Source organism: Blautia caccae (assembly GCF_040095955.1).
In the GTDB taxonomy this organism is placed as follows: Bacteria; Bacillota; Clostridia; order Lachnospirales; family Lachnospiraceae; genus Blautia; species Blautia celeris.
On the sequence record NZ_JBBMFP010000002.1, the window covers coordinates 62,534 to 87,557 of the forward strand.

Below are 25,024 nucleotides of genomic sequence, written 5' to 3' on the forward strand. Positions count from 1 at the left end.
GCAGGAGTCCGGCAGGCAGGACTCATTGATATTAAATCATGAAAAACAGGAGATGAAGACATGGGAGTGACAAAAAAGAGCTTTGGAAAAAGTCCTGAAGGAAAAGATGTATTTCTCTATGAACTGAAAAATGAAAATGGTGTGGCAGCTTCTGTTACAGATTTCGGTGCCATACTGGTCAGCGTGATGGTTCCGGATAAAAATAAAAAGCTGACCGATGTGGTTCTTGGCTATGATACCGTGGAAGGGTATTATGAGAATAAACCTCATTTCGGTTCCCCCATCGGCAGGAACGGAAACCGTATCGGCGGAGCAAAATTCACCATTAACGGAAAAGAATATGTGCTGGCTCAGAATGACAACAAAAATAATTTACATAGCGGCCCGGATTTCTACCGTACCCGCGTATGGGATGTGGAAGAAGTAAAGGAGCAGGAGAACAGCATAACCTTCCGTATCTTCAGCCCGGACGGTGACCAGGGATTCCCCGGAAACTTTACCGGATATGTAACCTATAAGCTCACTGATGACAATGAGCTGGTTATGCATTATACGGGAAGTGCAGACGCGGATACTGTGGTGAACATGACAAACCATTCCTACTTTAACCTGGCAGGACATAATGCCGGAGCGGAGAGCATGCTGAATCATGTGGTTCAGATCCATGCACCGGAATTCACCCCGGTATCTGATTCCGAAGCTATTCCCACAGGGGAGATCCTGAAGGTGGAGGGCACACCCATGGACTTTACTTCTCCAAAGAAGATCGGACAGGATGTGGAGGCTGACTATGAACAGCTCATCTTCGGAGGCGGCTATGACCATAACTATGCACTTTGCAGGGAGAAGGGCGAGGTGAAAGAAGCAGCCGCTGCTCACAGTGATGAGACAGGCATTACCATGAAGGTGTTCACAGATCTTCCCGGCATGCAGTTCTACATCGGTAATTTCATCAACAACGAGAACGGAAAGGGAGGCAGTGTCTATACAAAGCGTGCCGGCTTCTGTATGGAGACGCAGTATTATCCCAATGCCTGCAATGAGGCTAATTTCCAGTCCTCTGTTCTGAAAGCCGGAGAGAAATACGATACTACCACAATTTATCAGTTTGTAACTGAAGCGTAGGCATAAAAAAGAAGACGGGCTGCCGCAGGCAGGCACGCCGGCGCCGGATTTCGGTGCGGACGGCCTTGGGGCAGCCCGTTTTCTGTCCCGTAAGAAGGCGGGGAAAATAAAAGAGACAACAGGAGGCAAAACATGGAGTCCAGATTATTGAGAAACAAATATTTCTTGTATGTAACAGAGTTTTTTTCCGGCATGTCTGTGATGGCTGTGGAACTGGGGGCAAGCAGGCTTATGGCGCCCTATTTCAGTTCTTCCCAGATCGTGTGGACCGTTATCATCGGAGTGATCATGATCGCAATGGCGATTGGAAATGTGTGGGGCGGACGCTCTGCGGACAAACGTCATGATCCGGACAGGCTGTATCGGAGGCTTTTGATCGCTGCCATATGGATCGCGTTGATACCGTTTGCCGGCAGATATCTGATCGCGGGGATATCTCTGCTTTTGGCAGTTTTTATAAAGTCTAATTTTCTGGTCTGGGCAGCGCTTTTACCTGTCTGGCAATCTTCGCGTTTCCCTGTGTACTGCTGGGAACCGTGACACCGTCTCTGGTGAAGTTTTCCGTGAGTAATCTGGATGACAACGGAAAGACAGTGGGAGAGCTGGGCGCTTTGAACACCATCGGCAGTATTATCGGTACTTTTCTCCCTACATTTGTCACCATTCCGGCAGTGGGGACTGCAGCCACATTCCTGATATTTTCAGCGGTTCTGGCAGCTATCGCGGTGGTGTACTTTGTGACAGTCAAAAGAAAAAGAGGACTTTGTATCGGAACCGCTGTCGTGCTTCTCGTTTTGGCAGCGCTGACACCGGGATTCAGTTTCGCTTTCTGGGAGAAGGATGTGACACTGGAGGATGAGTCCATCTATAATTATCTGCAGGTAAAAGACAGTGAAGACCAGACGATTCTGTCCACCAATGTGCTTTTCGGCGTGCAGTCCATCAAGGCGAAGAACCGGGAACTGACAGGCATGTATTATGACTATGCGCTGGCAGCCCCGGTGATGGCAGGCATTCACACAAAAAAAGATAACAACGTGATGATACTGGGGCTTGGGAGCGGTACCTTTGCCGATTACTGTGACCGGTATTTTCCGGGAACCAAAATCCAGGGGGCAGAGATTGATGAGAAGATAGCGGATATCGCAACGGACTATTTCGGGCTGCCTGACAGTGTGGAAGTGGCAGTGGAGGATGGCAGAGCCTATCTGACAGCCTCTGAGGAAGCCTATGATGTGATCATGGTGGACGCCTACCAGGATATCACCATCCCTTTTCAGATGTCCTCTGTTGAATTTTTCAGCCAGGTGGAAAGCCATCTGAAGAAGAACGGGGTGATGGTGGTCAATATGAATATGAAATCCAGCTCCGAGGATTCCATCAATGACTATCTCTGTGATACCATAGCCTCTGTGTTCAAATATGTGTACACCGTGCCTGTGGACGGCGGAACCAATATGGAGGTCTTTGCTTCCAACGAGGCGGGTCTTCCGGAAATGCTTAAGAAAAACACGGAAAAACTTCCAGATGGAGAGCTAAAGGGCATGATGGAAACCGTATCGGCTGAACTTACCGGATATGAGGGAAAAGACAGGATACTGACCGATGACAAGGCACCTGTAGAGCTTCTGGGAATGAAAGTCTTAGATGAGATCATAGGGGAAGAACTGGATTATTACAGGGAACTGTATCTGGGATAAGCCGGAAAATTGCCCAAAGGGTATGAAATCTTTTCTTCCTTCATATATTAATATATGGACTGGAAGCAGAAATTAAAATGGAAAATGCTGATCATACTGCTTGCCGTAATCGGAATCGTGATTGTATGGCAGGCAAACAGAGCGGGAGTGAGAAGACAGGAAAGTTACCGGACGCAGAGCCTGCAGGAAAATATGATAAAAGAAAATGAGCGGGCCAGCGCCGGTCTGACTCTGCCGGCATCCTCCCAGAACCATGCAGAAGCAGAAGAAAACGGACAGGAGAGTGCTGCAGAAACTGCAGACACAGATCCTCAGGCTGATGATACAGAGCAGGATGACAGTCAGCCTGCCGAAACACCAAAGAGTGAATCGGCAGCGGCGGCTGTACAGGAACCCAGGATTTCCGTACTGCTTATGACAGACGGATATAAGGGATATACACATCAGAGTGTAAGTCTGCAGTTTCATGGCAGTTATCATCTTCAGGGAAGCCAGGAAATGGATTATGCAGACGGTGAGACCTTGGAGCTGACCGCGGACAGTCCTCTTTTTAAGGATGGAAAGCTGGAGCTTCGGGCAGACGGAGAGGAAAACAGGGCAACCCTGCTGTCAGTGGAAAGACAGCAGGGTAATCCTGCCTACAGGGGCGATTTTACGGTCTATCAGGAGCAGGGAGGTCTGCGCCTTGTGAATACTCTGCCTTTGGAGGAATATCTGTACGGTGTGGTACCCAGTGAAATGCCGGCGTCCTACGACAAGGAAGCCCTGAAAGCCCAGGCAGTCTGCGCCAGAACGTACGCCTGTGTGCAGATGCAGAAAAGCGCGCTGTCGGATCTGGGGGCCCAGGTGGATGACAGTGTAGCCTATCAGGTCTATCAAAACGGCGGGGAGGCTGCCGAGGCCAATGCTGCTGTGGATGAGACAAAAGGAGAGATCCTGGAAAGCAATGGTCAGCCGATCACCGCCTATTATTTCTCCACATCCAGCGGAAAAACCAGCACGGATGAGGTGTGGGAGGTTTCCGCTCCTGCCTCCTACCTAAAAAGCGTGGACTGCAGTTATGACGCGCAGGAGCCGTGGCATCAGTGGAGCATCTCCTTTTCCCGGGAACGCCTGCTGGAAGCCGTACAGACAAAATACGCGGGGGTAAAGGAAATATATGGGGTTGATGTGGAGAAGACAGGAGACAGCGGTGTTGTCATGAGCCTGGCATTGGACACAGATCAGGGAGTCTACAATATCAGCAATGAGTACGATATACGTGCCCTGCTGTCCCCGGACGGACTGTCCATAACAAGGCAGGACGGCTCTGTGGTGAAGGGCTCCAATCTTCTTCCAAGCGCGTATTTTACACTGGAGGAACAGAGGGATGAAAATAATGTCCTCACAGGTTATGTGATAAAGGGCGGCGGTTACGGTCACGGCGTAGGCTTGAGCCAGAACGGTGCAAAAGGAATGGCAGAAGCGGGAATGGGTTACCGGGAGATACTTGCATACTTTTACCAGGATGTTGAGCTGGCTGACATCAGCAGCATTCTGTGAAACTTGTCATACGAAGGGGCACATGCTATAATGGGAAAATAATGCAGAATTTACATGCGGGTGCAGATAAAATGAAGATACTAAAAAGTGTGGTGCGCACAGTCACCGGATTTATGGAAAATATGAATAAGAACCACGTGTCAGCCTACTCTGCACAGGCTGCTTATTTTATCATACTTTCCTTTATCCCATTTATGCTCCTTCTCATGACTTCTGTGCGGTATACGCCCCTTAACAGACAGGAAGTGATCAATGCGGTAATGCAGATCTGCCCCGAGAGCTTTGAGACCTTTATCCAGGGCATAGTCAATGAAGTGTATGAGAAATCCCTGACTGTTGTCCCTCTCTCCGGTGTCATTGCCCTGTGGTCCGCAGGCAAAGGAATCCAGTCGCTTACCAATGGATTCAACTGTATTTATCAGGTAAAAGAGACCAGGAATTATATTGTGACAAGAATACGGTCTGTATTTTACACCCTTGTCTTTGTCATTGCCATTATACTGACGCTGATCCTTCAGGTCTTCGGCAACAGTCTGCAGAGGGAGCTGAGCAAGCACCTGCCGTTTCTCGACAAGCTGGTGTCCATGATCATCAGCATGCGAGTGACCATCACCCTGCTGGCCCTGTGTGTGGTGTTCCTTTTTCTGTATAAATTTGTGCCAAACAGGAAGGCTACCTTCCGAAGCCAGATGCCCGGGGCGGTGTTTACGGCAGTGAGCTGGTCTGCATTTTCCTTCGGATTTTCCCTTTATTTTGATTATTATGAGGGAACGTCGAACATGTACGGAAGCATGACCACCATCATACTGATCCTTTTGTGGATGTACTTCTGTATGAATATCATGATGATCGGCGCACAGATCAACTGCTATTTTGAGGAAAAATTCAAATGGGTGCATCAGGTGGCAACGGAAACCCTTAAAAGGGAATATCAGCAGTTAATAGGAAGGGATGACGAGGAAGAAGAGGGAGAAACAGAGGATTCTGTAAAGAAATCGGAAGAAAAAGACAGAAAAGCTGACAAACCTTCTTGACAGATTGCAGATTAATGGCTAAAATGGTTTACAGACAATACATGAAAAAGGCTGTGAAGGTGTCAGTAGATGTTTATCTTCTGTCAGAGATGAGGAGTCACCGGCTGCAAGCTCCTCTCAGTTCAGATAACCATTGAGATTCCCACCGGAGCCGCATTTCTGAAGCAGCAGTAGGAAATGCCGTCACTGTGCGTTAAACAGATATGAGTGCCCACTGTAATTTTGACAGATGGGAACAAGGGTGGTACCACGGACTTTACAGGCTTCGTCCCTTTCGGGCGGGGTCTTTTTTTATTGTCAGAAATAAAATCATAAGGAGATAACCATGAAAGAAAAATTACAGCGGATTCAGGAAGAAGCTGCAAAGCGCATCCAGGAGTCGGATTCCCTGGACAAATTAAACGATGTACGTGTTGCTTTCCTTGGAAAAAAAGGAGAGCTGACAGCAGTTTTAAAGGGTATGAAAGAGGTAGCTGCTGAGGACAGGCCAAAGGTCGGACAGTGGGTAAATGAGACACGTGCCCAGATTGAAAAGCATCTGGAAGACACAAAAGTAAAGCTGGAAGCAGCCGTTATGGAAGAAAAACTGAAAACAGAAGTGATCGATGTTACTCTTCCGGCTAAGAAAATGGAAATCGGCCACAGACATCCCAACACCATAGCGCTGGAGGAAGTGGAGCGTATCTTCATCGGCATGGGCTATGAAGTGGTGGAAGGCCCGGAAGTGGAGTATATGGACTACAACTTCACAAAACTGAACATTCCGGAGGGACATCCTGCAAGAGATGAACAGGATACCTTCTTTATTGATGATAAGATCTGCCTGCGTTCCCAGACTTCCCCGGTACAGGCGCGTACCATGGAAAAGGGAAAACTGCCCATCCGTATGATCGCACCGGGACGCGTGTTCCGTTCCGACGAGGTGGATGCAACCCATTCTCCTTCCTTCCACCAGATTGAAGGACTTGTCATTGACAAACACATTACCTTTGCAGACTTAAAAGGAACGCTGGAAGAATTTGCAAAAGAGCTGTTCGGACCGGAGACAAAGACAAAATTCCGTCCCCATCATTTCCCGTTCACAGAGCCGAGCGCAGAGGTGGATGTCTCCTGCTTCAAATGCGGAGGCAAAGGCTGCCGTTTCTGTAAAGGCTCCGGCTGGATCGAGATTCTGGGCTGCGGCATGGTACATCCTCATGTTCTTGAAATGTGCGGCATTGACCCGGAAGAATACACAGGCTTCGCCTTTGGTGTGGGACTGGAGCGTATTGCACTGCTGAAATATGAGATTGATGATATGAGACTTCTGTACGAAAACGACACCAGATTCCTGAAACAGTTCTGATCGAGGAGAAGAAAATGATCAGGAGATCCTGAGGCAGAATAATAATTATAGAGGAGAACAACAATGAATACATCTTTATCATGGATTAAAATGTATGTGCCGGATCTGGACGTTACGGCACAGGAATATACAGATGCAATGACCTTATCCGGAACCAAAGTGGAAGGCTTTGAGAAGCTGGATGCGGATTTGGATAAAATTGTCATCGGACAGATTGAGAAGATCGAACGCCATCCGGACGCGGACAAGCTAATCATCTGCCAGGTCAATGTGGGAACAGAGACGGTTCAGATCGTGACCGGTGCGCCGAATGTAAAAGAGGGTGACAAGGTTCCTGTCGTTCTGGACGGAGGCCGTGTGGCAGGCGGTCACGACGGCAAAAAGACACCGGGCGGTGTTTTGATCAAAAAGGGAAAACTGCGCGGCATTGAGTCCTGCGGCATGATGTGCTCCATTGAGGAGCTGGGTTCCACCAGGGAATTTTATCCGGAAGCTCCGGAATACGGTATTTACATTTTCCCGGAGGACGCTGTGGTCGGTGAGAGTGCTATTCACGCGCTGGGTCTGGATGACGTGGTATTTGAATATGAGATCACTTCAAACCGTGTGGACTGTTACAGTGTGATCGGTATTGCAAGGGAGGCAGCAGCAACTTTCAATAAGAAATTCATTCCTCCGGCTGTGGAAGTAAAAGGAAATCAGGAGGACGCCCATGATTACATCAAGGTGACCGTGGAAGATAAGGATCTGTGCCCGCGTTACTGCGCAAGGGTGGTAAAGAATGTTAAGATCGGCCCTTCACCAAAATGGATGCAGCGCTGCCTGGCGGCAAACGGTATCCGTCCGATCAACAATCTGGTGGATATCACCAACTATGTGATGGAAGAATACGGACAGCCCATGCACGCCTACGATATGGATACGATTGAGGGACAGGAGATCATTGTGCGCCGCGCTTCTAAGGATGAGAAGTTTGTGACACTGGACGGACAGGAACGTGTTCTGGATGATTCCGTGCTGATGATCTGCGACGGCAGAAAGCCGGTGGGAATTGCAGGTATCATGGGAGGAGAGAACTCCATGATCACAGACAGCGTAAGTACGGTATTATTTGAGGCTGCCTGCTTTGACGGTGTAAATATCCGCCTTTCCAGCAAGAAAGTGGGACTCAGGACAGATGCCTCCGGCAAATTCGAGAAGGGCCTTGATCCCAACAATGCGCAGGCAGCCATTGACAGAGCCTGCCAGTTGATTGAAGAGTTTGGCTGCGGTGAAGTTGTGGGCGGAATGGTTGATGTGTATGCAAAAGTGAAAGAGCCGGTCCGTGTTGCATTTGAGCCGGAGAAAATAAACGATCTGCTGGGTACAGAACTTTCCAGAGAGGAAATGCTCTCTTATCTTGCAAAAGTGGAGCTGGCATATGACGAGAAGACAAATGAGATCGTAGCGCCTACTTTCCGCGCGGATATTTTCCGTACCGCGGACATTGCGGAGGAAGTGGCACGTTTCTACGGATACGACAATATTCCTACCACACTTCCTAAGGGAGAAGCTACCACGGGCAAACTGCCGTTTAAGCTGCGTATTGAGCAGGTTGCGAGAGATATGGCAGAGTGCAACGGATTTTCACAGGGATACTGCTATTCCTTTGAAAGCCCCAAGGTATTTGACAAGCTGCTGATCCCGGCAGAGGATGAGCTTCGCAAAGTGATCACCATTTCCAATCCTTTAGGCGAAGATTTCAGCATTATGAGAACCACACCGCTGAACGGTATGCTCCAGTCCCTGGGAACAAACTATAAGAGAAGAAATAAAGATGTGCGTCTCTATGAGCTGGGCAATGTATATCTGCCGAAGGAACTGCCCCTTAAGGATCTGCCGGAGGAGAGAATGATGTTCACTCTCGGCATGTACGGTGCCGGTGACTTCTTTGCCATGAAAGGTGTTGTGGAGGAATTCCTGGATAAGATCGGAATGCATGAGAAAGAGGAATATGACCCGAAATCAGGCAAACCGTTCCTGCATCCCGGACGCCAGGCTGACATCATCTACAAGGGAACCGTGATCGGCTATCTGGGTGAGGTACACCCGGCTGTAGCGGACACCTACGGCATTGGCGAGAGAGCTTATGTTGCAGTGCTGGAGATTCCGGCTATTCTGGAGTTCGCAACTTTTGACAGGAAATACGAAGGAATCGCCAAATTCCCTGCAGTGAGCCGCGATATCAGTATGGTAGTGCCGAAACACGTACTGGCAGGAGAGATTGAACATGTACTTGTACAGCGCGGCGGCAAGATTCTGGAGAGTTACAAACTCTTCGATATCTATGAGGGAAGCCAGATCAAAGACGGATTCAAGTCACTGGCATACTCTGTAACCTTCCGTGCAAAAGATAAGACACTGGAGGAGGCTGAGATCACAGCAGCCATGAAGAAAATCTTAAACGGGCTTGAGGGCCTTGGAATAGAACTGCGTAAATAAGACAAAGCGCGGTTTGCAGAAATTTTAGGAGAGCAGGTAATATGAAGCTTTATATTATCCGTCACGGGGAAACCTCCTGGAATGTCCAGAGAAGGCTTCAGGGGGCCTCTGACACGGATTTGAATGAAAACGGCATTACTCTGGCAAAGCGGACAGGGGAGGCTTTAAAAGAAATTCCCTTTGACCTCTGCTTTACCAGCCCGTTAAAACGGGCTAAAATGACTGCAGAACTGATACTGGCCGGAAGGAATATCCCCATATACGACGATGAACGTCTCCGGGAAATCTCCTTCGGCGAATGGGAAGGGCGGGATTCCGCCCTTTTGCCTGCCCATATGCTGGATAATTTTTTCCACCATACAGAGGTGTATGAGCCTCCGAAGGGTGGGGAGAGTATCAGGGAAATCTGCACAAGGACAAAGGACTTTTTCCAGGAGCTTATATGCAGGGAAAAACTGCAGGATAAAACACTGCTCATTGCGTCCCACGGATGCGCCGTGCGGGCACTTTTACAGAATGTCTATCCGGATGCGGAGATCAGAAATTTTTGGCATGGCTGTGTTCCGCCAAACTGCGGCGTAAATATTGTGGAGGTCGCAGACGGAAGGGCAGAGCTTTTGGAAGAGGATGTTGTATTTGGCTGACAGGGATAAAGGAGAAAAAATGAAGACATCAGATTTTTATTATGATCTGCCGGAGGAACTAATCGCGCAGGACCCTCTTGCCGACCGTTCCGCTTCCAGGCTGCTGCATCTGGACCGGGAAACAGGAGAGATCGAGCATACGGATTTTAAACATATCACCAGGTACCTGAACCCGGGAGACTGCCTTGTCATCAATGACACGAAGGTCATTCCCGCCCGTCTGTACGGAAGCAAGGTGGGAACCGATGCAGGGATTGAGATACTGCTTCTGAAAAGAAAAGGCGACAATGTGTGGGAGACACTGGTAAAGCCCGGAAAAAAGGCAAAACCGGGCACGGTTATCCGTTTCGGTGACGGACTTCTCACAGGGGAAGTCATTGATGTGGTGGAGGAGGGAAACCGTCTGATCAAATTCAGTTATGAAGGGATTTTTGAGGAAATCCTGGATAAGCTGGGTGAGATGCCTCTTCCCCCGTATATCACCCACAAGCTGGAGGATAAAAACAGATACCAGACCGTTTACGCGAAGAAGGAAGGGAGTGCCGCAGCGCCTACCGCAGGCCTTCATTTTACGGAGGAGCTGCTTGAGGAGATACGGCAGATGGGCGTCAATATTGCCCATGTCACACTGCATGTAGGGCTTGGGACTTTCCGCCCGGTAAAAGTAGATGATGTGGAGAAGCATCATATGCATTCGGAATTCTACGTGGTGGAGGAAGACCAGGCAGAACTGATCAATGAAACCAGAAAAAACGGCGGCAGGATCATTTCCGTGGGAACTACAAGTTGCAGAACCCTGGAATCCGCCGCGGATGAGAACGGAAACCTTCAGGCAAAAAGCGGATGGACAGAGATCTTTATCTATCCGGGGTATCAGTTTAAGATCATTGACGGACTGATCACCAATTTCCATCTGCCGGAATCTACACTGCTGATGCTCGTCTCGGCTTTGGCGGGGAAAGAGAATATTATGAAGGCTTATGAGGAAGCGGTGAAGGAGAGGTATCGGTTCTTTTCGTTTGGAGATGCTATGTTTATTGGGTAAGTAAGTTTTTAGGAGAAAATAGGACCCGCAAAAGTGCAGGATTACTGTGCTTTTGCGGGTCCTTATATATTCTGCACAGCGTTGATTTCAATTTGAAATCAGGCTATAATATACTTAAAGCACTTGGAGGAGCAGTCTTTTTATGAAACCCGGCGGCTGTTATTAAAAACGACAGATGATGTCTGAAACGGGCAGCGCAGGGGGGATCATGTCGGGAAGCCTGGGTATCGGAACGGTCGGGCGGAAATCATGAGGTATCCTTTAATGAGGATAATAATTAACAACCATAAACGTCACCTGCATTTCCTGCTGATTGATATACGTGTGGCTGATGGAAGAGTCAAAGACAAAGGCCTCCCCCTCATGCAGCGTATAATCCATAATTTCTGTATGAATCACCAGTTCACCTGAAATGATATAGATATATTCCTGGGCCTTGTCCGTATGTCCGATGGAAGTGTTGGCGCAGCCTCCATCCAGTTCAACATAGAACAGCTCAAAATTTCTCACCGGTGTACTTCTGAAATAGCAGTATACCCGGTAGCCGTCTGTTTCGCCGGTCTGCATAGTGGCCTCTGAACGGCGGACAACCGTGGTTTCCTTTTCGATTCCGTCGATCAGTTTCGTATACGGCACGTTGAGTCCGCCTGCAATTTTCCATATGGTGTTAATGGTTGGATTGCTGTCCCCTTTTTCAATATCTGAAAGCATTGCTTTGCTGATGCCGGACATTTTGGACAACTGTCCCAGTGTCAGGTTGCGTTCTCTTCTGAGTTCTTTCAAATTTACAGCAATTATTTTACCTAATTCCATAAATATTCCTTTCCTGCTTGACAGATATATCGAACGGTCGTAAGATATATATAACGAAATGTTCGGTAAATCTGACGAATGTCAATTATTCTCTTATCCATTATATGAAATAAGAGCAATAAAATCAAGTTGAAAAGGAGCGGCTGTGTTATGAAAAAAAAGGCGTTTCGTGCTGCGCTGCCATACACACTTCCCATCTGTGTTGCATTTCTCTTTCTGGGAATGTCCTATGGATTTCTCATGCGGAGCAAGGGTTTTTCTTTTGTCTATCCAATGTGTATGAGCCTGTTTATCTATGCGGGGTCTATGGAGTTTGTGACAGTGGATCTGCTGCTGTCGGCGTTTCATCCGTTCTCTGCGTTTTTGCTTGCGCTTATGGTGAATGCCCGCTATCTCTTCTACGGGATACCTATGCTGAAAAGGTATAAAAACTGCGGATGGAAGAAAGTGTTTCTGATCTTCGGAATGTGTGATGAAGTGTTTTCCATCAATTGTACGGTCAACCCCCCTGAGGATGTGGACAAAGGCTGGTTTATGCTGTTTGTCACCTGGCTGGGACAGCTTTACTGGGTTTCAGGGGCAACGCTGGGAGCGCTTCTGGGATATGTGATACACTTTGACACAAAAGGGATTGAGTTTATTATGACCGCGCTTTTCTGGGTCATGTTCCTGAATCAGTGGGAGGATAAGAAGGGACATCTGCCGGCGCTTGTGGGGCTTGGCGGTTCTTTTCTCTGCCTGTTTATCTTTGGCAGCCAGAACTTTATGCTGCCGGCTATGGTACTGATCGTATTGTGTTTTACTGCTCTGAGAGGCAGTATGATTCCGGAGGTGGAGCAATGACAGTTATGCAGAGTATTATCACGATCTTAGCGGTTGCATTGGGGACGATGCTGACCAGGTTTCTGCCCTTTGTGGTATTTCCCGACAGCAAAAACCCACCGCAGTTTATTACATATCTGGGGACGGTTTTTCCCTATGCCGTTATCGGTCTTCTGGTTGCCTACAGCCTGAAAGACTTTGTGGGTACAGGCAGCCACGGGATTCCGGAAATCCTGGCCATCCTGTTTATCACCGCAGTACACAGGTGGAAGAAAAATATGCTTCTGAGTATCAGCGCGGGAACTGTATTGTACATGTTTTTCGTGCAGGCGGTGTTTTAACGCACACCCCTCTTAAAAAAGAGAGAGAACCGAAAGATGGTTTCTTTGGTTCGCTCTCTTTTTTGGGTATAGCGGCTACATAAGCTGTATGGAAGGCAGCAGGCGAAAGGCTTCAAAATCAAATCCGCATCTGCAAAGCGCGTCATCCGCAGCGGAAAATTTCCACACAGCCAGTTGTCCAATCGCATCCGCACATGAGAGAAAATCATTTGTCTTCAGCGTGTGGATGATCATTTCTGCGTATTCCACACATTTTCTTTGTGAATCACTCTCTTTTAACCCGGTCATTATGGGATATCCCCAGAGCATCAGTTCAAATAGTTTAAAATAAATTTCTCTTATCCCCGCGCATGGATGGTATTCTGCAATATATTTAACGATATGCAGAAGAGTAAGCTCACTGCGGTCAAAAGTAAGGTCATGCTCCAAAACCTGGAGAAGTGCATTTTTACTCTGCCTGGTAAGTTTTTTCAGAAACGTCTGTGATACATCCCGGCAGGTATACTTAACCAGCTCAAGGGCCTGGATGAAAAAGGCAAGGCTGCGGCGGATGGAAGGGATGCCGCAGTCTATGGGAAGCCAGCTCTCCTCCATGGAAAAAATGCGGGTGCCTTTTCCGTTGATAGACTGCGCGGCGCCTAACTGGCAGAGCAGGCGGATCGTCCGGCGGGCAGTGCTGACAGATACACCGTAAAGTTCTGCCATTTTTTCATAAGAAGGCAGAAAGTGTGTCTCGTGGTAATGACCGAGATAGATCTGGTGCAGGATATGTGACGCCAGACTGTAGCAGATTTCCGGGCGTTCCCGGTATATGTGCCAGATGAAAGGCGTCTGTTCTTCTTTTGGTACCGGGACTGTCTGTTCGGCATAAAATTGAACCAGATGTTTCCTGTTCGTTCTCTGAAAATGCAGGAAACCGCTGTGAACGGCTTGAAAATCCTTTTCTTTACCGGAGCGGATGAGGTTCTTCAGGCTTCTGCGTATTTTATTTAAATCATATAGTTCAGAAGATCTTTTTGCCTTCAGAAAAGGCAGGCCCTGGTAAAGGGAGGACTCCCATAAAAGGTTCATGACCAGGGAATTGTTCAGCTTTTGAAGGGCGAATGAATAGAATCTCATTAAATCATCCGCTGCCAGCCGATCTGCCAATTCCAGAAGGCAGGTAAAATCCTTCTCTTCCATAAGCCGAAAGCTTTCCGTGAGCAGAGAAGAGAAAATCATTTCATTTGCCGGATAAAAGTCAGCAAAACGGTCCATACGTGCGGAGAGAAACCGGACGGCAGAAGCAGGGTCTGCATGCGACGTATTTACTTTTGTGGCTTTTCCTCCGCAGGTTATGATATATCCCTCATCCCGAAGCTGTTTCAGCGCTGTCTTGACGGTTAAGGTTGAGACACGGAAATCCCGGCTGAGTGTCTCAATGGGAGGCAGAGTGTCACCCTCTGTATAATACCCGAATTGTATGCGCATGGAATAGAATTGATAGATCAAATCAGAAAAACTCTGCCCATTGTACAAGTTTCATTCCCCTCTTTTCTTTGGCTTTTTCTCTATTTTACCATCACCACAGACGAAATTCCATAAAATGTTGCGTATTTTATTCCTGTGAACTATAATAAGGTTAACGTGAACAAGGTATATATGAACATGGATGACAGGAAACAGGTGTCACATGTAAAGAGATCTTAAGGTGTGAAGGGATAAGGTATATGTCGGAAAATATGGAAAAAGACTATAAGCAGATAGAACGTCAGACAGCAGCGGATTATGAATACAGTACACTGATGCAGCTATTGGAGGTGAGTGTGAGCAAGCATCTGCTGGATGAACATTTTACGCTCATCTGGGCAAATGATTTTTATTACCAGATGATCGGATGGCCAAAGGAAGAATATGAGAAGGTATTCCACAACAGGCCGGATCTGTATTATGAAACAGACCGGGAAGAGTGGGACCGGATCACAGGAGTAGTCATGGAGACTTTAAGACGGGGAGAAAAGGGATATAAACTGGCAACCAGGATGAGGAGAAAGAGCGGGGAGCATATCTGGGTACAGTTCTCTGTCCGGTTCGCGGATGAGTATGTGGACGGATATCAGGTGGGATACACAGTGATAACCAATATTGATGACATGATCCAGATGCAGAAGGAGCAGTCCGTCACATACGATAACCTTCCCGGTTTTGTGGCGAAATACAGAATCGATCAGGAACTCAACATGATCCTTCTGGAATCTAATTCCCGCTTTGCAGAATATTTCGGCAGTGAAGCGGAACGCGGGGAAAACAGTGTATATCAGAGGAATATAAGGGACAATAAGGAAGCTATCTGGGGGCAGAGAGAAAACATTCTGGCCGGAAAGCCTCTGCATTTTACCATGTATGTAAAAAACAGGGAGGGGCAGAAGCTCTGGCTGCAGGTAAATGCTGCCTGTGTGGGCTGGCAGAAGGGCTGTCCTGTCTATCTGGTCATTTTTATAGATGTGACGGACATTACGGAGCTGAGGGAAATGCAGAAAAAACTGACGGAACAGACCGTGGCCCTTCAAAACGCTTTAGAGGAGGCTGAGAAGGCAAATATGGCAAAGTCTGACTTCCTTTCAAGAATGAGCCACGATATCCGTACGCCTATGAATGCCATTCTTGGCATGACAACCATCGCCGGATCCCATATCCATGACCCGGAGCGGATTCGGGACTGCCTTGGGAAGATCACAGTCTCCTCTAAGCTGCTGTTAAGCCTCATCAACGAAGTGCTCGATATGTCCAAAATCGAGAGCGGACGCATTGTGCTTGCGGAGGAGGAAGTCAATCTGGCTGAGCTGGTGCACGGTGTGGTGACTATGGTGCAGCCGCAGATCCACAGCAAAGACCTTATCTTCAAAACATATGTCAATAACCTTACCCATGAGATCGTGGTCAGTGATATGCAGCGTCTGCAGCAGCTCGTTCTGAATCTTCTGTCCAATGCGGTCAAATACACGCCGCCCCGTGGCAGCGTATATATGGAGATCAGAGAAACGCTTTCGGATAAGAAGAATATGGCTTTCTATGAATTTGTGGTGTCAGACACGGGAATTGGGATGAAGCCTGAATTTTTATATCGAATCTTCGAGCCCTTTGAGCGGGCGGATGATGAAAAAATCCAGTCCATCCAGGGGACCGGTCTGGGGCTGTCCATCTGTAAGAGCATCGCGGAACTCATGGGCGGTACCATCCATGTGGAAAGTACATATGGGAAAGGCAGCAGATTTGCAGTATCTGTCTGTCTGCAGATCCAGGAAGAGCAGACGGATGAGCGTGTGCTGGAAGGACTGTCCGTGCTGATCGTGGACGATGATGAGTTTATCTGCAGAAATACCTGCGAGCGTCTGGCTGAGTTCGGGCTGAAGACAGACTGGGCTTTAAAGGGCAGGGAGGCGCTTGAGAAGATAGAACAGGCAGGGAAGTCAGGAGAAGACTACTTTGCCGTGATCATAGATTATAAAATGCCTGACATGGACGGCATAGAGACTACCCGGAAAATCCGCAGGCAGGCCGGCCGGCAGCTTCCGATCATCATGATCTCTGCCTACGACCTGTCAGAACAGATGGATGAGGCGAAAGAGGCGGGGGCCAATGGCTTCATCACAAAACCCCTGTTCTGTTCCAGGCTGATCTACAAGCTCAAGCAGTTTGCGGACGGGAACTGTCAGGAGGCGGATTCCGGGCCGGTGATCCGCGGTTCCTATAAAGGGAAAAATGTGCTTCTTGCGGAGGATAATGAACTGAACCGGGAGATCGTAGCAGAGATCCTCACAGACGCAGGCGCTTTCGTGGATACCGCAGAAAACGGAAGAGCTGCTGTTGAGAAGGTGCGTCAGTCAGAGGAAGGCTTCTATGACCTGATCTTCATGGATATGCAGATGCCGGTCATGGATGGATGTACGGCGGCTGTGAAGATCCGTGGGCTTCCGCGGCAGGATGTGGGGGCAATGCCGATCATCGCCATGACTGCCAATGCCTTTGCCGATGACCGTCAGAAAACCAGGGAAGCCGGAATGAACGGGCATCTGGCAAAGCCCCTGGATATGGAACAACTGCAGTTGGTACTGGAAAAATGGCTTTCCTGAAAAAAGCGCTTTCCATTATGAAAGAACAAAGATATAATGGAACGTAGATACAGAAAACGGCCAAGGGGATATCTATATGAAGAAAAATGTACTGCTGCGGACTAATTTTCTTGTTTGTATTGTTATTGTCATAGGTTTTGTGGTGACATCAGCTATCAGTTACAAATCCAATCAGGGAATTTTCCGAAAGGATATTGAAAGTGTATCGAGACTGACATCTGAAGGTATCTACCATCAGATAGACACCATTTTTACAAAGCCTATCAATATTTCACTGACCATGGCTAATGACAGCCTGCTGAAGGATTTTCTGGAAGGGGAAGAAGAGCATTTGGGAGACCGGGATTTCATTGACACCATGCGGGATTATCTGAACACTTACAGGGATAAGTATGGATATGACTCTGTGTTCCTGGCTTCCGTGAAAACAAAAAATTACTATTATTATAACGGGCTGGACCGGGTCCTCCAGGAAGGAGATCCGGAAAATGTATGGTTCTACAGTTTCCTGGAACAGGACACCGATTATGGGATACAGATTGATAATGACCAGGTAGAGGGAGCCGGTAATGAGGTTACGGTCTTCATCAACTGCCGCATCACAGACGGGGACGGAGACGTAATGGGAGTGGTAGGCGTGGGCTTCCGCGTGGATTCGCTCCAGGCTCTGCTTCAGGGGTATGAGAATGATTTTGGTGTCAATGCCTATCTGGTGGATGAGGAGGGGAATGTTGAGATTTCCGGTACTTATACCAGGTTTCAGGGGGACAGCAATCTGTTCGAGGGATGTGCCTTTGCCAAGCTTAAGGACACCATTCTGGGCAGCCGTGAAGGAACCCAGAATCTGTGGTATTCATCAAAGAAAAGCAGCGGGTATGTTGTCAGCCGTTTTATTGAAAATCTGGGCTGGTACCTGATCATAGACCATGATACAACGAAGCTTAATGAGAGACTGTCGCTGCAGCTTTTAAGGGAAATGACGATCGTGGTAATAACCATCTTACTTGTCCTTATAACAATCACCTCCGTTATACGCAGGTATAATAAGAAAATCATAGAGCTGACTGTGAAAGCGGAGAAGGTGCACCAGGCAGTGTTTAAGGAGGCTACGGAACAGCTTTACGAGAATATCTATGAGTTTGACATTACCCATAACCAGGCAGCCAGTGAAGCTACCTCCGCATATTTTGAAAGCCTGGGGGCACCGCCGGACATACCCTTTGACAAGGCCCTGGGCATCATTGCCCAAAAGCAGATCAAGGAGGAATACCGGGAGGGATATATCCGTACCTTCCATCCGGACAACGTGCTGGAAGCCTTTGAGAACGGAAGAGACAATCTGCAGTATGACTTCATGATCACCACAGACGGAGAGACGTATTACTGGATGCGCATCACTGCCCACATTTTCCGCTGGCAGGAAGATAACTCTGTGCGGATGCTGGTGTACCGCCAGAATATTGATGAGCAGAAGCGGCATGAGCTGTACATGATGGAACAGATGCAGAAGGATTCCCTGACGGGCCTGTACAACAAAGTGGCTACGCAGGAGCATGTGCGCAGGATGCTGGAACAGGGGCCGGATCAATTGTTTGCCTTTTTTATCCTGGATATTGACTATTTCAAAGAGGTCAATGACCGACTGGGGCATGCGGCGGGAGATAAAGTGCTTGTGGAATTTTCCGGGACTCTTGCAGGACAGTTCGGGAAGGATGCTGTCGTGGGCCGCATCGGAGGAGATGAATTTATTGCGTTTTTGTCCATCACCGGTGCAGAGATGGCAAAAGAGCACGCCGGGGAACTGATACGGGCACTCAGAAACAGGACAGAGGGAGGTGTCAGCATCACTGCCAGCATCGGCGTGGTCCTGGCAGTGGGTAAGGAAACGGATTTTGAGACGCTTTACAAGAAAGCGGACTTTGCGTTATATAAGGCAAAAAGACAGGGCAGAAACAGATATGTGATAGCAGCGGCAGACGATGAGAACAAGTAAAAGGAACAGACAGGGTATGGAAACAAAAAAGAATATATTGATCGTGGAAGATGATCTGAAACTGAATAACGGCATCCGCCTGGCGCTGAAAGGACAGGAGTACCATTGCCTGCAGTGTGATTCTGTCCAGGCGGGAAGAACTGCAGTTGATAAAGAGAAGATAGATTTGATCCTGCTGGATATTAACCTGCCTGACGGTAACGGGCTGGATTGGCTGGTGGAGATCCGGCAAAAAAGCCAGGTGCCGGTCATCCTGATCTCAGCAAATAATATGGAGATGGATATTGTCACAGGCCTGAAGCTGGGCGCCAATGACTATATCACAAAACCATTCAGCCTGATGGTGCTCCGCGCAAGGATAGAAGTCCAGTTGAGGGAGACAGAGACGGAAAACCCGGAGACCTATCAGACAGAGCATTATGCCTTTGACTTCCGAAAGATGGATTTCCGTGTGGACGGCACCTCTGTGGAGCTGAGCCGAACGGAACAGAGGCTTTTAAGAAAACTGGTGGAAAATCCCGGTGTGGTACTGTCCAGGGAGACACTGACAGATGAAATATGGTCCGGTGATTCAGAGTATGTGGAGGAACACGCCCTCACGGTGGTGATCAAACGGCTGCGGGGAAAACTGCGGGAAGCAGAGCATGAAAACGCTTATATCAGGACAGTCTATGGTATCGGCTATGTGTGGGAGCGGCAGGAAAAGGGTAAAAGAGCATGAATACAACTATGATCACAGGAATCTGTGTGTGCATCATCCTCTGTCTTCTGGCAGCGCTTGCTCTCGTCCTTGCAGCGTGCAGGGCACGGGAGAAAAAACTGCTGAAACGTCTGCAGGAAATGTTGGAGGATGCGGCAGCAGGAACCTTTTCGGAGGGAAAGCTGGAGGATACGAAAATGTCAGAGCTGGAGAGCGCTATGTGGCGTTTTCTAAATGACAGCCGGTTATCCTCCGTTTCTCTTGCCGCACAGAAGGAGCGGATACAGTCCCTGATCTCTGACATATCCCATCAGACCGTCACACCTATTGCAAATATAAAAATTTATGGGGAGCTGTTAAAAGAACAGCAGGAAAAGTGGAAAGCCGGAGACCTCTCCGTTCATGAAGATTTTGCAGAGGAGATCGACGCAGTCATAGAGCAGGTGGACAAGCTGGATTTTCTGATCGAGTCCCTGGTGAAATTATCGCGCCTGGAAAACGGTATCCTGGAACTGGAACCACGAAAATGCTGTATCCGGGAGGTTTTGTCTGCCGCAGACAGACAGTTTTCCAAAAAGGCACGGCAAAAAGGAGTCACCTTTACGATTGAGGATTCCACGGAAGAGGCAGTGTTTGACCTGAAGTGGACCATAGAGGCTGTGGGAAATATCATAGACAATGCGGTAAAGTATACGCCAAAGGGCGGCAGTGTATCGGTGCGCGTTCTCCAATATCCCATGTTTCTTCGGCTGGATGTGGCGGATACGGGAATCGGGATCGCGGAGCAGGAACAGGCATCCGTCTTTACACGTTTTTACCGTTCCAGAGCAGTGTCCGGACAGCCGGGCGTGGGGATTGGGCTTTATTTTGCCAGAGAAGTGATCAAAAGAGAAAAGGGATATATCAAAGTTTCCTCAGAACCCGGCAAAGGTTCTACATTTTCTGTATTTTTGCACAGGGGATAATGTGTCAGAACTGATATATTTCTGACACCGGCTGGAAATATTCTTATGGTATAGTCTGTATTGTAATGATACAGGCTATTTTTCGTTGTACGGGAAAACCATCGGAGGGAGAACAATATGGTGATTTTACAGGCAAAAAATTTAAGAAAAGTATACGGCAGCGGGGAGTCGGAGGTGGCAGCACTGGACGGTGTGAACCTGTCAGTTGAAAAAGGAGAATTTCTGGCTATCGTCGGGACCTCCGGCAGCGGAAAATCCACACTTCTGAATCTGCTGGGCGGTCTGGATGTGCCCACAAGCGGAAGCGTGGTCATGGACGGAAAACAACTGGAGCTGCTCAGTGACGATGAGCTGACCATTTTCCGCAGAAGAAAGATAGGATTTGTCTTCCAGCAGTTTAATCTGATTCCCATGCTGAATGTGTGGGAGAATATCATTCTGCCCCTGAAGCTGGATAACAAAAGAGTGGATAAAAGGTATATCCGGGATATCATTGATATTCTGGGGCTGGAGAAAAAGTGTGACAGCCTGCCGGGACAGCTCTCCGGCGGGCAGCAGCAGCGGGTCTCCATTGCAAGAGCCATGGCGATCAAGCCCTCCGTGATCCTGGCAGATGAACCCACCGGAAACCTTGACTCCAGGACCAGCCAGGACGTGCTTGGCATCCTGAAGGTGACAAGCGAACAGTACCGCCAGACCATTGTTATGATCACTCACAATGCAGAGATCGCGCAGATGGCTGACCGTATTGTCCGCATTGAGGACGGAAAAATCGTGATGTGATGGGAGGGATACCAATGGAAGTAAGAGAAGAGACGGACAGCAGAATGTGTCTGCGGCACCGGTTTATGAAGAGTTATAAGAAGAACACGCTGGCATTATTCTTCTGTTTTGTACTGAGCATAATACTTATCACATCCCTTCTGATCCTGGTCCATACGAATCATAAGATGGAAAATATACAGGGGAAAATGCTTTTTACAGATGCAGACTGCAGTATATCTGAGATTGACAGCAGTCAGGTGGAAATGCTGGCGTCCGACCCGGAGCTGGAGTGGTATGCGCTGAGACAGCTGCAGTATCAGGAATATCAGAAGGATTCCCCGGATAATCATCTGGACAGAGGGGATGACCGGTACATCACACTGACAGCAGTTGTGGAAAAAGGGCGTCTGCCGGAGGCGGAAAATGAGATTGTAGCAGAGCGGTGGGCGCTGTTAAATATGGGAATCGAGCCTGTATGCGGGGAAAAAATAGAGATATATGATGAGAAGGCCGGCCGCACGGAGGTATGTGACCTGGTGGGGATACTGTCCGATGTGCCGAGTAATAAAAAATACGGGGTCAAAATGCTCTACGCGCCCATAAAGTCTGAAGGGGAAGACAATTATTCCGTATTTGTCCGCTTCAGGGATGGGATAACTTATGAGAAAAAGGTGGAGGCTGTCAGCAGAGAGCTGGGAATCGAGAAAAAGCAGATAAAGAAATGTCCGGGGCGGGAAGATCTGCCGGGATTATGGCTGACGGATCTGAAGTTTATCAGTGTTCTGCTGGTGATCACCATGATCATTTTTTACGGTATCTTTCAGATTACCATGATGTCCAGGAGAAATCCCTACGGCATTCTCAGGGCCATAGGGATGCAGTCCGGGCAGCTAAGAAGGCTTATTTTATCAGAATTGTATGAGATATTCCTCTTCAGTATTCCGGTGGGGGGAATCCTGGGAACCGCCGCAGCGCTGCTCATTTCCCAATTGTCAGGAGACAGCAGCCAGGAAATTTATCTGAATAATGAAAAGGTATCCTTTGCACCGGTGATTCCTTTCCTGCAGATCGGAATCTGTCTGGCCGCCATAGCGCTGCTCATCGGTATTGTGGGGTATTTTACAGGAAAGAAGATCGTGCGGGAACCGGTGCCGGATCTGATCGCCAATTATGGCAACAAGGAGAAAGACAGTGTCTTTTCCATGAGGCATTTTCATTGGAAAAAGGACGGGGACAGACACGGAAGGACCTATACGCTGTATTCTCTTGGAAATAAATATATATTGAAAGAGAAGAAGACCTCCGTATTTGTAGTGCTGACTATATGTGCCGGTGTGACATTGTTTACGGGCCTGGCCTACCAGAAGAATATAGCACAGCACTACCGGGAAGATACCGCGGAAATGTATTATTTAAACGGGCAGTATGAGATGGGAACACTCAGCATAGGAAGTGCATATGATGGGGTTTCCAGGGAGACTGCCGGGGAAATCGCGTCCCTGGATGGAATACGCAGTGTAAAAACACAGTCAGGGATTCCGGTCCGGGTGGTTGATGATAAAGAGGTGAAACGGAACGACACATATTATGATGAGATGAACGAGGCGGTTCTTGAAAATCGGCATTATCCCCTAGCCGGAAATGACGGTACGGACCAGATCTATAAATCAGTCCTGTATGGGTATAATAAAAACGCGCTGGCAGAGCTTAAGAAGTATGTCATAGACGGAGAATTTGACGAGAACGGGCTGAAAGACAATGAGGTCATCCTTTCCGTTCTGCATATGGATGACACAAAAAAGAAAAATAAGTACCCCGGCAATTATAAGGAGGGGACTCCGCTTATGCAGTACCGGGCAGGGGATGAGATCCGGATAAAATATCGTCAGGATTTTGATACGAATCATATGGCCTATGAACAGCTGACAGATACGGATGGCAGTTATAGCTATAAGACGTATAAGGTGGCAGCAATCGTTTCTTTTGCGTACATGTATGACTGTAATATCACGGTGTATCCGCTTTTGATCACCAGTGATGACCAGGTGGAAAAACTTTGTCCGGACAGTCATATACAGCGCATGTACATGGACGGGGAAGAGAATCTGACAGAGGATGACCGGGAACAACTGGAGAGACGGCTGATCCGGCTTGGCAGCCGGTTTCAGGGAATCTCCACCCGGAGTATGATGTCAGATATCCGTAAAAACGAGATGCTTTTCAGAAAACAGATGGTATATGTGGTGGGCATTGCGGTGATCTCTTTTATCCTGGTACTGATCAATGTGACCAACAACCTAAACTACCGGATGAAAATCAGAACCCAGGAAATCTGTATGCTCCGCGCCATAGGCATGAGTGTGAAAATGATCCGCCGTATGATGATATTCGAAAATATCATGCTTGGGGTTTTCGGTGTGGCTCTGGCGTATCTGGCTTCTGTTCCGGTACTGAGATACCTCTATGGACAGTCGAATATGAGGGCTTTCGGGCACGGGTACCGCTTTGATTATACGGCATTCTTTGGTATTTCCTTCATGGCAGTTCTGCTTTGTATTCTGCTGGCCGGCCGTTTATCAAAGGATTGGAAGACGAAAAAAATCATGGAACAGATGAACAAGGTGGAATAGAAGGAGTCAGGAATGGTTATCTGCAGAATGGGAATGATAACATAGAATATTATTCTCTGGAGGTAGATTATGAATAAAATCAGTACAAACAGCCTTATGTCATTTGAACGGTATCTGACAAAAGAAGAAAAAAGCCGGGCCACGGTTGAAAAGTATCTGCGGGATGTCCGTTCCTTTTTCAGATTTTCAAATACAGGCAGCATCAGCAAAGAACAGATGATTACCTATAAAGAATATCTGACTGACAGGTATGCACCGGCCAGTGTAAATTCCATGCTGATCTCACTTCATAGTTTTCTGCGCTATATTGGACAGCAGGATTGTTGTGTGAAATTATTGAAAATACAGAGACAGATTTTTGCCAAGGAAGAAAAAGAACTGAGCTGTCAGGAATATCAGCGTCTTGTAAAAGCTGCTGGAAATACACGGCTGTCTTTTGTTCTGCGGACCATATGCGGTACCGGAATCCGTGTCAGTGAACTGGAGTATATTACAGTGGAGGCAGTTCGGGAGGGAAAAGCTGTAGTAAGCTGTAAAAATAAAACGCGTGTTATTTTTATCCCTGCCACAGTACAGAAGATACTGTCAAAGTATATTAAAAAATCCTGTCTCAAGACAGGCAGTGTATTTATTGGAAAAAATGGAAAACCTCTAAATCGTAAAAATATCTGGAGAGATATGAAAGGATTGTGTTCAAGGGCAGGTGTAGCCAGATGTAAGGTGTTTCCGCATAATCTCCGCCATCTATTTGCCCGGACTTTTTATCGGGTTGAAAAGGACATCGTGCGGCTGGCTGATCTGCTTGGACACAGCAGTATCAATACCACCCGGATCTACACGATAGAAAACGGCAGGCTCCACAGGGATTGCCTGGAACGCGTACAGATATGTCTCATGACATAATGTCAATTATGTCTCCGATAATAAAACACCTACATAGATTTATACGGTATTTATTATAACACAG

Annotated in this window: 20 protein-coding genes and 1 other annotated feature; of the genes, 18 read left to right on the forward strand and 2 right to left on the reverse strand. The window is 47.9% G+C overall.

Annotated elements, in window-relative coordinates:
• The first annotated feature begins 60 nt into the window (after positions 1-60).
• The 9 genes from WMO65_RS02200 to queA all read left to right on the forward strand — a co-directional run bounded on the left by WMO65_RS02200 (position 61) and on the right by queA (position 10,916).
• On the forward strand, positions 61-1,125 hold the full coding sequence (locus WMO65_RS02200; protein WP_148391502.1) for an aldose epimerase family protein: 1,065 nt from the start codon (positions 61-63) through the stop codon (positions 1,123-1,125).
• Positions 1,126-1,257: 132 nt separating this feature from the next.
• Complete coding sequence (locus tag WMO65_RS02205) at positions 1,258-1,665, forward strand: fused MFS/spermidine synthase (protein WP_306799858.1); 408 nt, start codon at positions 1,258-1,260, stop codon at positions 1,663-1,665.
• A complete protein-coding gene (locus WMO65_RS02210) occupies positions 1,662-2,825 on the forward strand; it encodes a fused MFS/spermidine synthase (protein ID WP_330641477.1) in 1,164 nt (387 codons plus the stop codon). The genes WMO65_RS02205 and WMO65_RS02210 overlap by 4 nt, the downstream gene beginning before the upstream one ends.
• Before the next feature lie 84 nt (positions 2,826-2,909).
• Positions 2,910-4,367: a SpoIID/LytB domain-containing protein gene (locus WMO65_RS02215; protein WP_148391501.1), complete on the forward strand. Its 1,458-nt coding sequence runs from the start codon at positions 2,910-2,912 to the stop codon at positions 4,365-4,367.
• 71 nt (positions 4,368-4,438) lie between these two features.
• Entirely contained in the window at positions 4,439-5,401 is a 963-nt protein-coding gene (locus WMO65_RS02220) for a YihY/virulence factor BrkB family protein (protein WP_148391500.1), read from the forward strand.
• 44 nt (positions 5,402-5,445) lie between these two features.
• Positions 5,446-5,677, forward strand: a binding site (T-box leader).
• 49 nt (positions 5,678-5,726) lie between these two features.
• Positions 5,727-6,746: a phenylalanine--tRNA ligase subunit alpha gene (gene pheS / locus WMO65_RS02225; RefSeq protein WP_148391499.1), complete on the forward strand. Its 1,020-nt coding sequence runs from the start codon at positions 5,727-5,729 to the stop codon at positions 6,744-6,746.
• A 63-nt stretch (positions 6,747-6,809) separates the two neighbouring features.
• Positions 6,810-9,227 (forward strand): phenylalanine--tRNA ligase subunit beta, encoded by a 2,418-nt coding sequence (gene pheT / locus WMO65_RS02230; RefSeq protein WP_103731614.1) that lies wholly within the window; start codon positions 6,810-6,812, stop codon positions 9,225-9,227.
• A gap of 41 nt (positions 9,228-9,268) precedes the next feature.
• Positions 9,269-9,871: a histidine phosphatase family protein gene (locus WMO65_RS02235; RefSeq protein WP_033140385.1), complete on the forward strand. Its 603-nt coding sequence runs from the start codon at positions 9,269-9,271 to the stop codon at positions 9,869-9,871.
• 19 nt (positions 9,872-9,890) lie between these two features.
• Positions 9,891-10,916, forward strand: coding sequence for a tRNA preQ1(34) S-adenosylmethionine ribosyltransferase-isomerase QueA (queA, locus tag WMO65_RS02240; RefSeq protein WP_148391498.1), 1,026 nt, complete (start codon positions 9,891-9,893; stop codon positions 10,914-10,916).
• Between the two features lie 261 nt (positions 10,917-11,177).
• On the opposite strand, the gene WMO65_RS02245 is transcribed toward queA, so the two are convergent.
• Complete coding sequence (locus tag WMO65_RS02245; protein WP_054351190.1) at positions 11,178-11,729, reverse strand: helix-turn-helix domain-containing protein; 552 nt, start codon at positions 11,727-11,729, stop codon at positions 11,178-11,180.
• A gap of 150 nt (positions 11,730-11,879) precedes the next feature.
• Here WMO65_RS02245 and WMO65_RS02250 point away from each other — a divergent pair, with 150 nt between their 5' ends.
• Both WMO65_RS02250 and WMO65_RS02255 read left to right on the forward strand, forming a co-directional pair.
• A complete protein-coding gene (locus WMO65_RS02250; protein ID WP_033140372.1) occupies positions 11,880-12,572 on the forward strand; it encodes an AzlC family ABC transporter permease in 693 nt (230 codons plus the stop codon).
• Complete coding sequence (locus tag WMO65_RS02255) at positions 12,569-12,892, forward strand: branched-chain amino acid transporter permease (RefSeq protein ID WP_054351191.1); 324 nt, start codon at positions 12,569-12,571, stop codon at positions 12,890-12,892. Before WMO65_RS02250 ends, WMO65_RS02255 begins: the two co-directional genes overlap by 4 nt.
• Positions 12,893-12,967: 75 nt before the next feature.
• Here WMO65_RS02255 and WMO65_RS02260 read toward each other — a convergent pair whose 3' ends face one another.
• Complete coding sequence (locus WMO65_RS02260; protein ID WP_148391497.1) at positions 12,968-14,410, reverse strand: GntR family transcriptional regulator; 1,443 nt, start codon at positions 14,408-14,410, stop codon at positions 12,968-12,970.
• Between the two features lie 191 nt (positions 14,411-14,601).
• Here WMO65_RS02260 and WMO65_RS02265 point away from each other — a divergent pair, with 191 nt between their 5' ends.
• The 7 genes from WMO65_RS02265 to WMO65_RS02295 all read left to right on the forward strand — a co-directional run bounded on the left by WMO65_RS02265 (position 14,602) and on the right by WMO65_RS02295 (position 24,960).
• Positions 14,602-17,004 (forward strand): response regulator, encoded by a 2,403-nt coding sequence (locus WMO65_RS02265; RefSeq protein WP_148391496.1) that lies wholly within the window; start codon positions 14,602-14,604, stop codon positions 17,002-17,004.
• Positions 17,005-17,080: 76 nt separating this feature from the next.
• A complete protein-coding gene (locus WMO65_RS02270) occupies positions 17,081-18,997 on the forward strand; it encodes a sensor domain-containing diguanylate cyclase (protein WP_103732390.1) in 1,917 nt (638 codons plus the stop codon).
• 16 nt (positions 18,998-19,013) lie between these two features.
• Entirely contained in the window at positions 19,014-19,718 is a 705-nt protein-coding gene (locus WMO65_RS02275) for a response regulator transcription factor (RefSeq protein ID WP_054351239.1), read from the forward strand.
• Positions 19,715-20,662, forward strand: coding sequence for a sensor histidine kinase (locus tag WMO65_RS02280; RefSeq protein WP_148391495.1), 948 nt, complete (start codon positions 19,715-19,717; stop codon positions 20,660-20,662). Before WMO65_RS02275 ends, WMO65_RS02280 begins: the two co-directional genes overlap by 4 nt.
• A 117-nt stretch (positions 20,663-20,779) precedes the next feature.
• Entirely contained in the window at positions 20,780-21,445 is a 666-nt protein-coding gene (locus WMO65_RS02285) for an ABC transporter ATP-binding protein (protein WP_033140367.1), read from the forward strand.
• A 14-nt stretch (positions 21,446-21,459) separates the two neighbouring features.
• A complete protein-coding gene (locus WMO65_RS02290; RefSeq protein WP_349063596.1) occupies positions 21,460-24,057 on the forward strand; it encodes an ABC transporter permease in 2,598 nt (865 codons plus the stop codon).
• Positions 24,058-24,126: 69 nt separating this feature from the next.
• On the forward strand, positions 24,127-24,960 hold the full coding sequence (locus tag WMO65_RS02295) for a tyrosine-type recombinase/integrase (RefSeq protein ID WP_148391493.1): 834 nt from the start codon (positions 24,127-24,129) through the stop codon (positions 24,958-24,960).
• Positions 24,961-25,024: the final 64 nt, after the last annotated feature.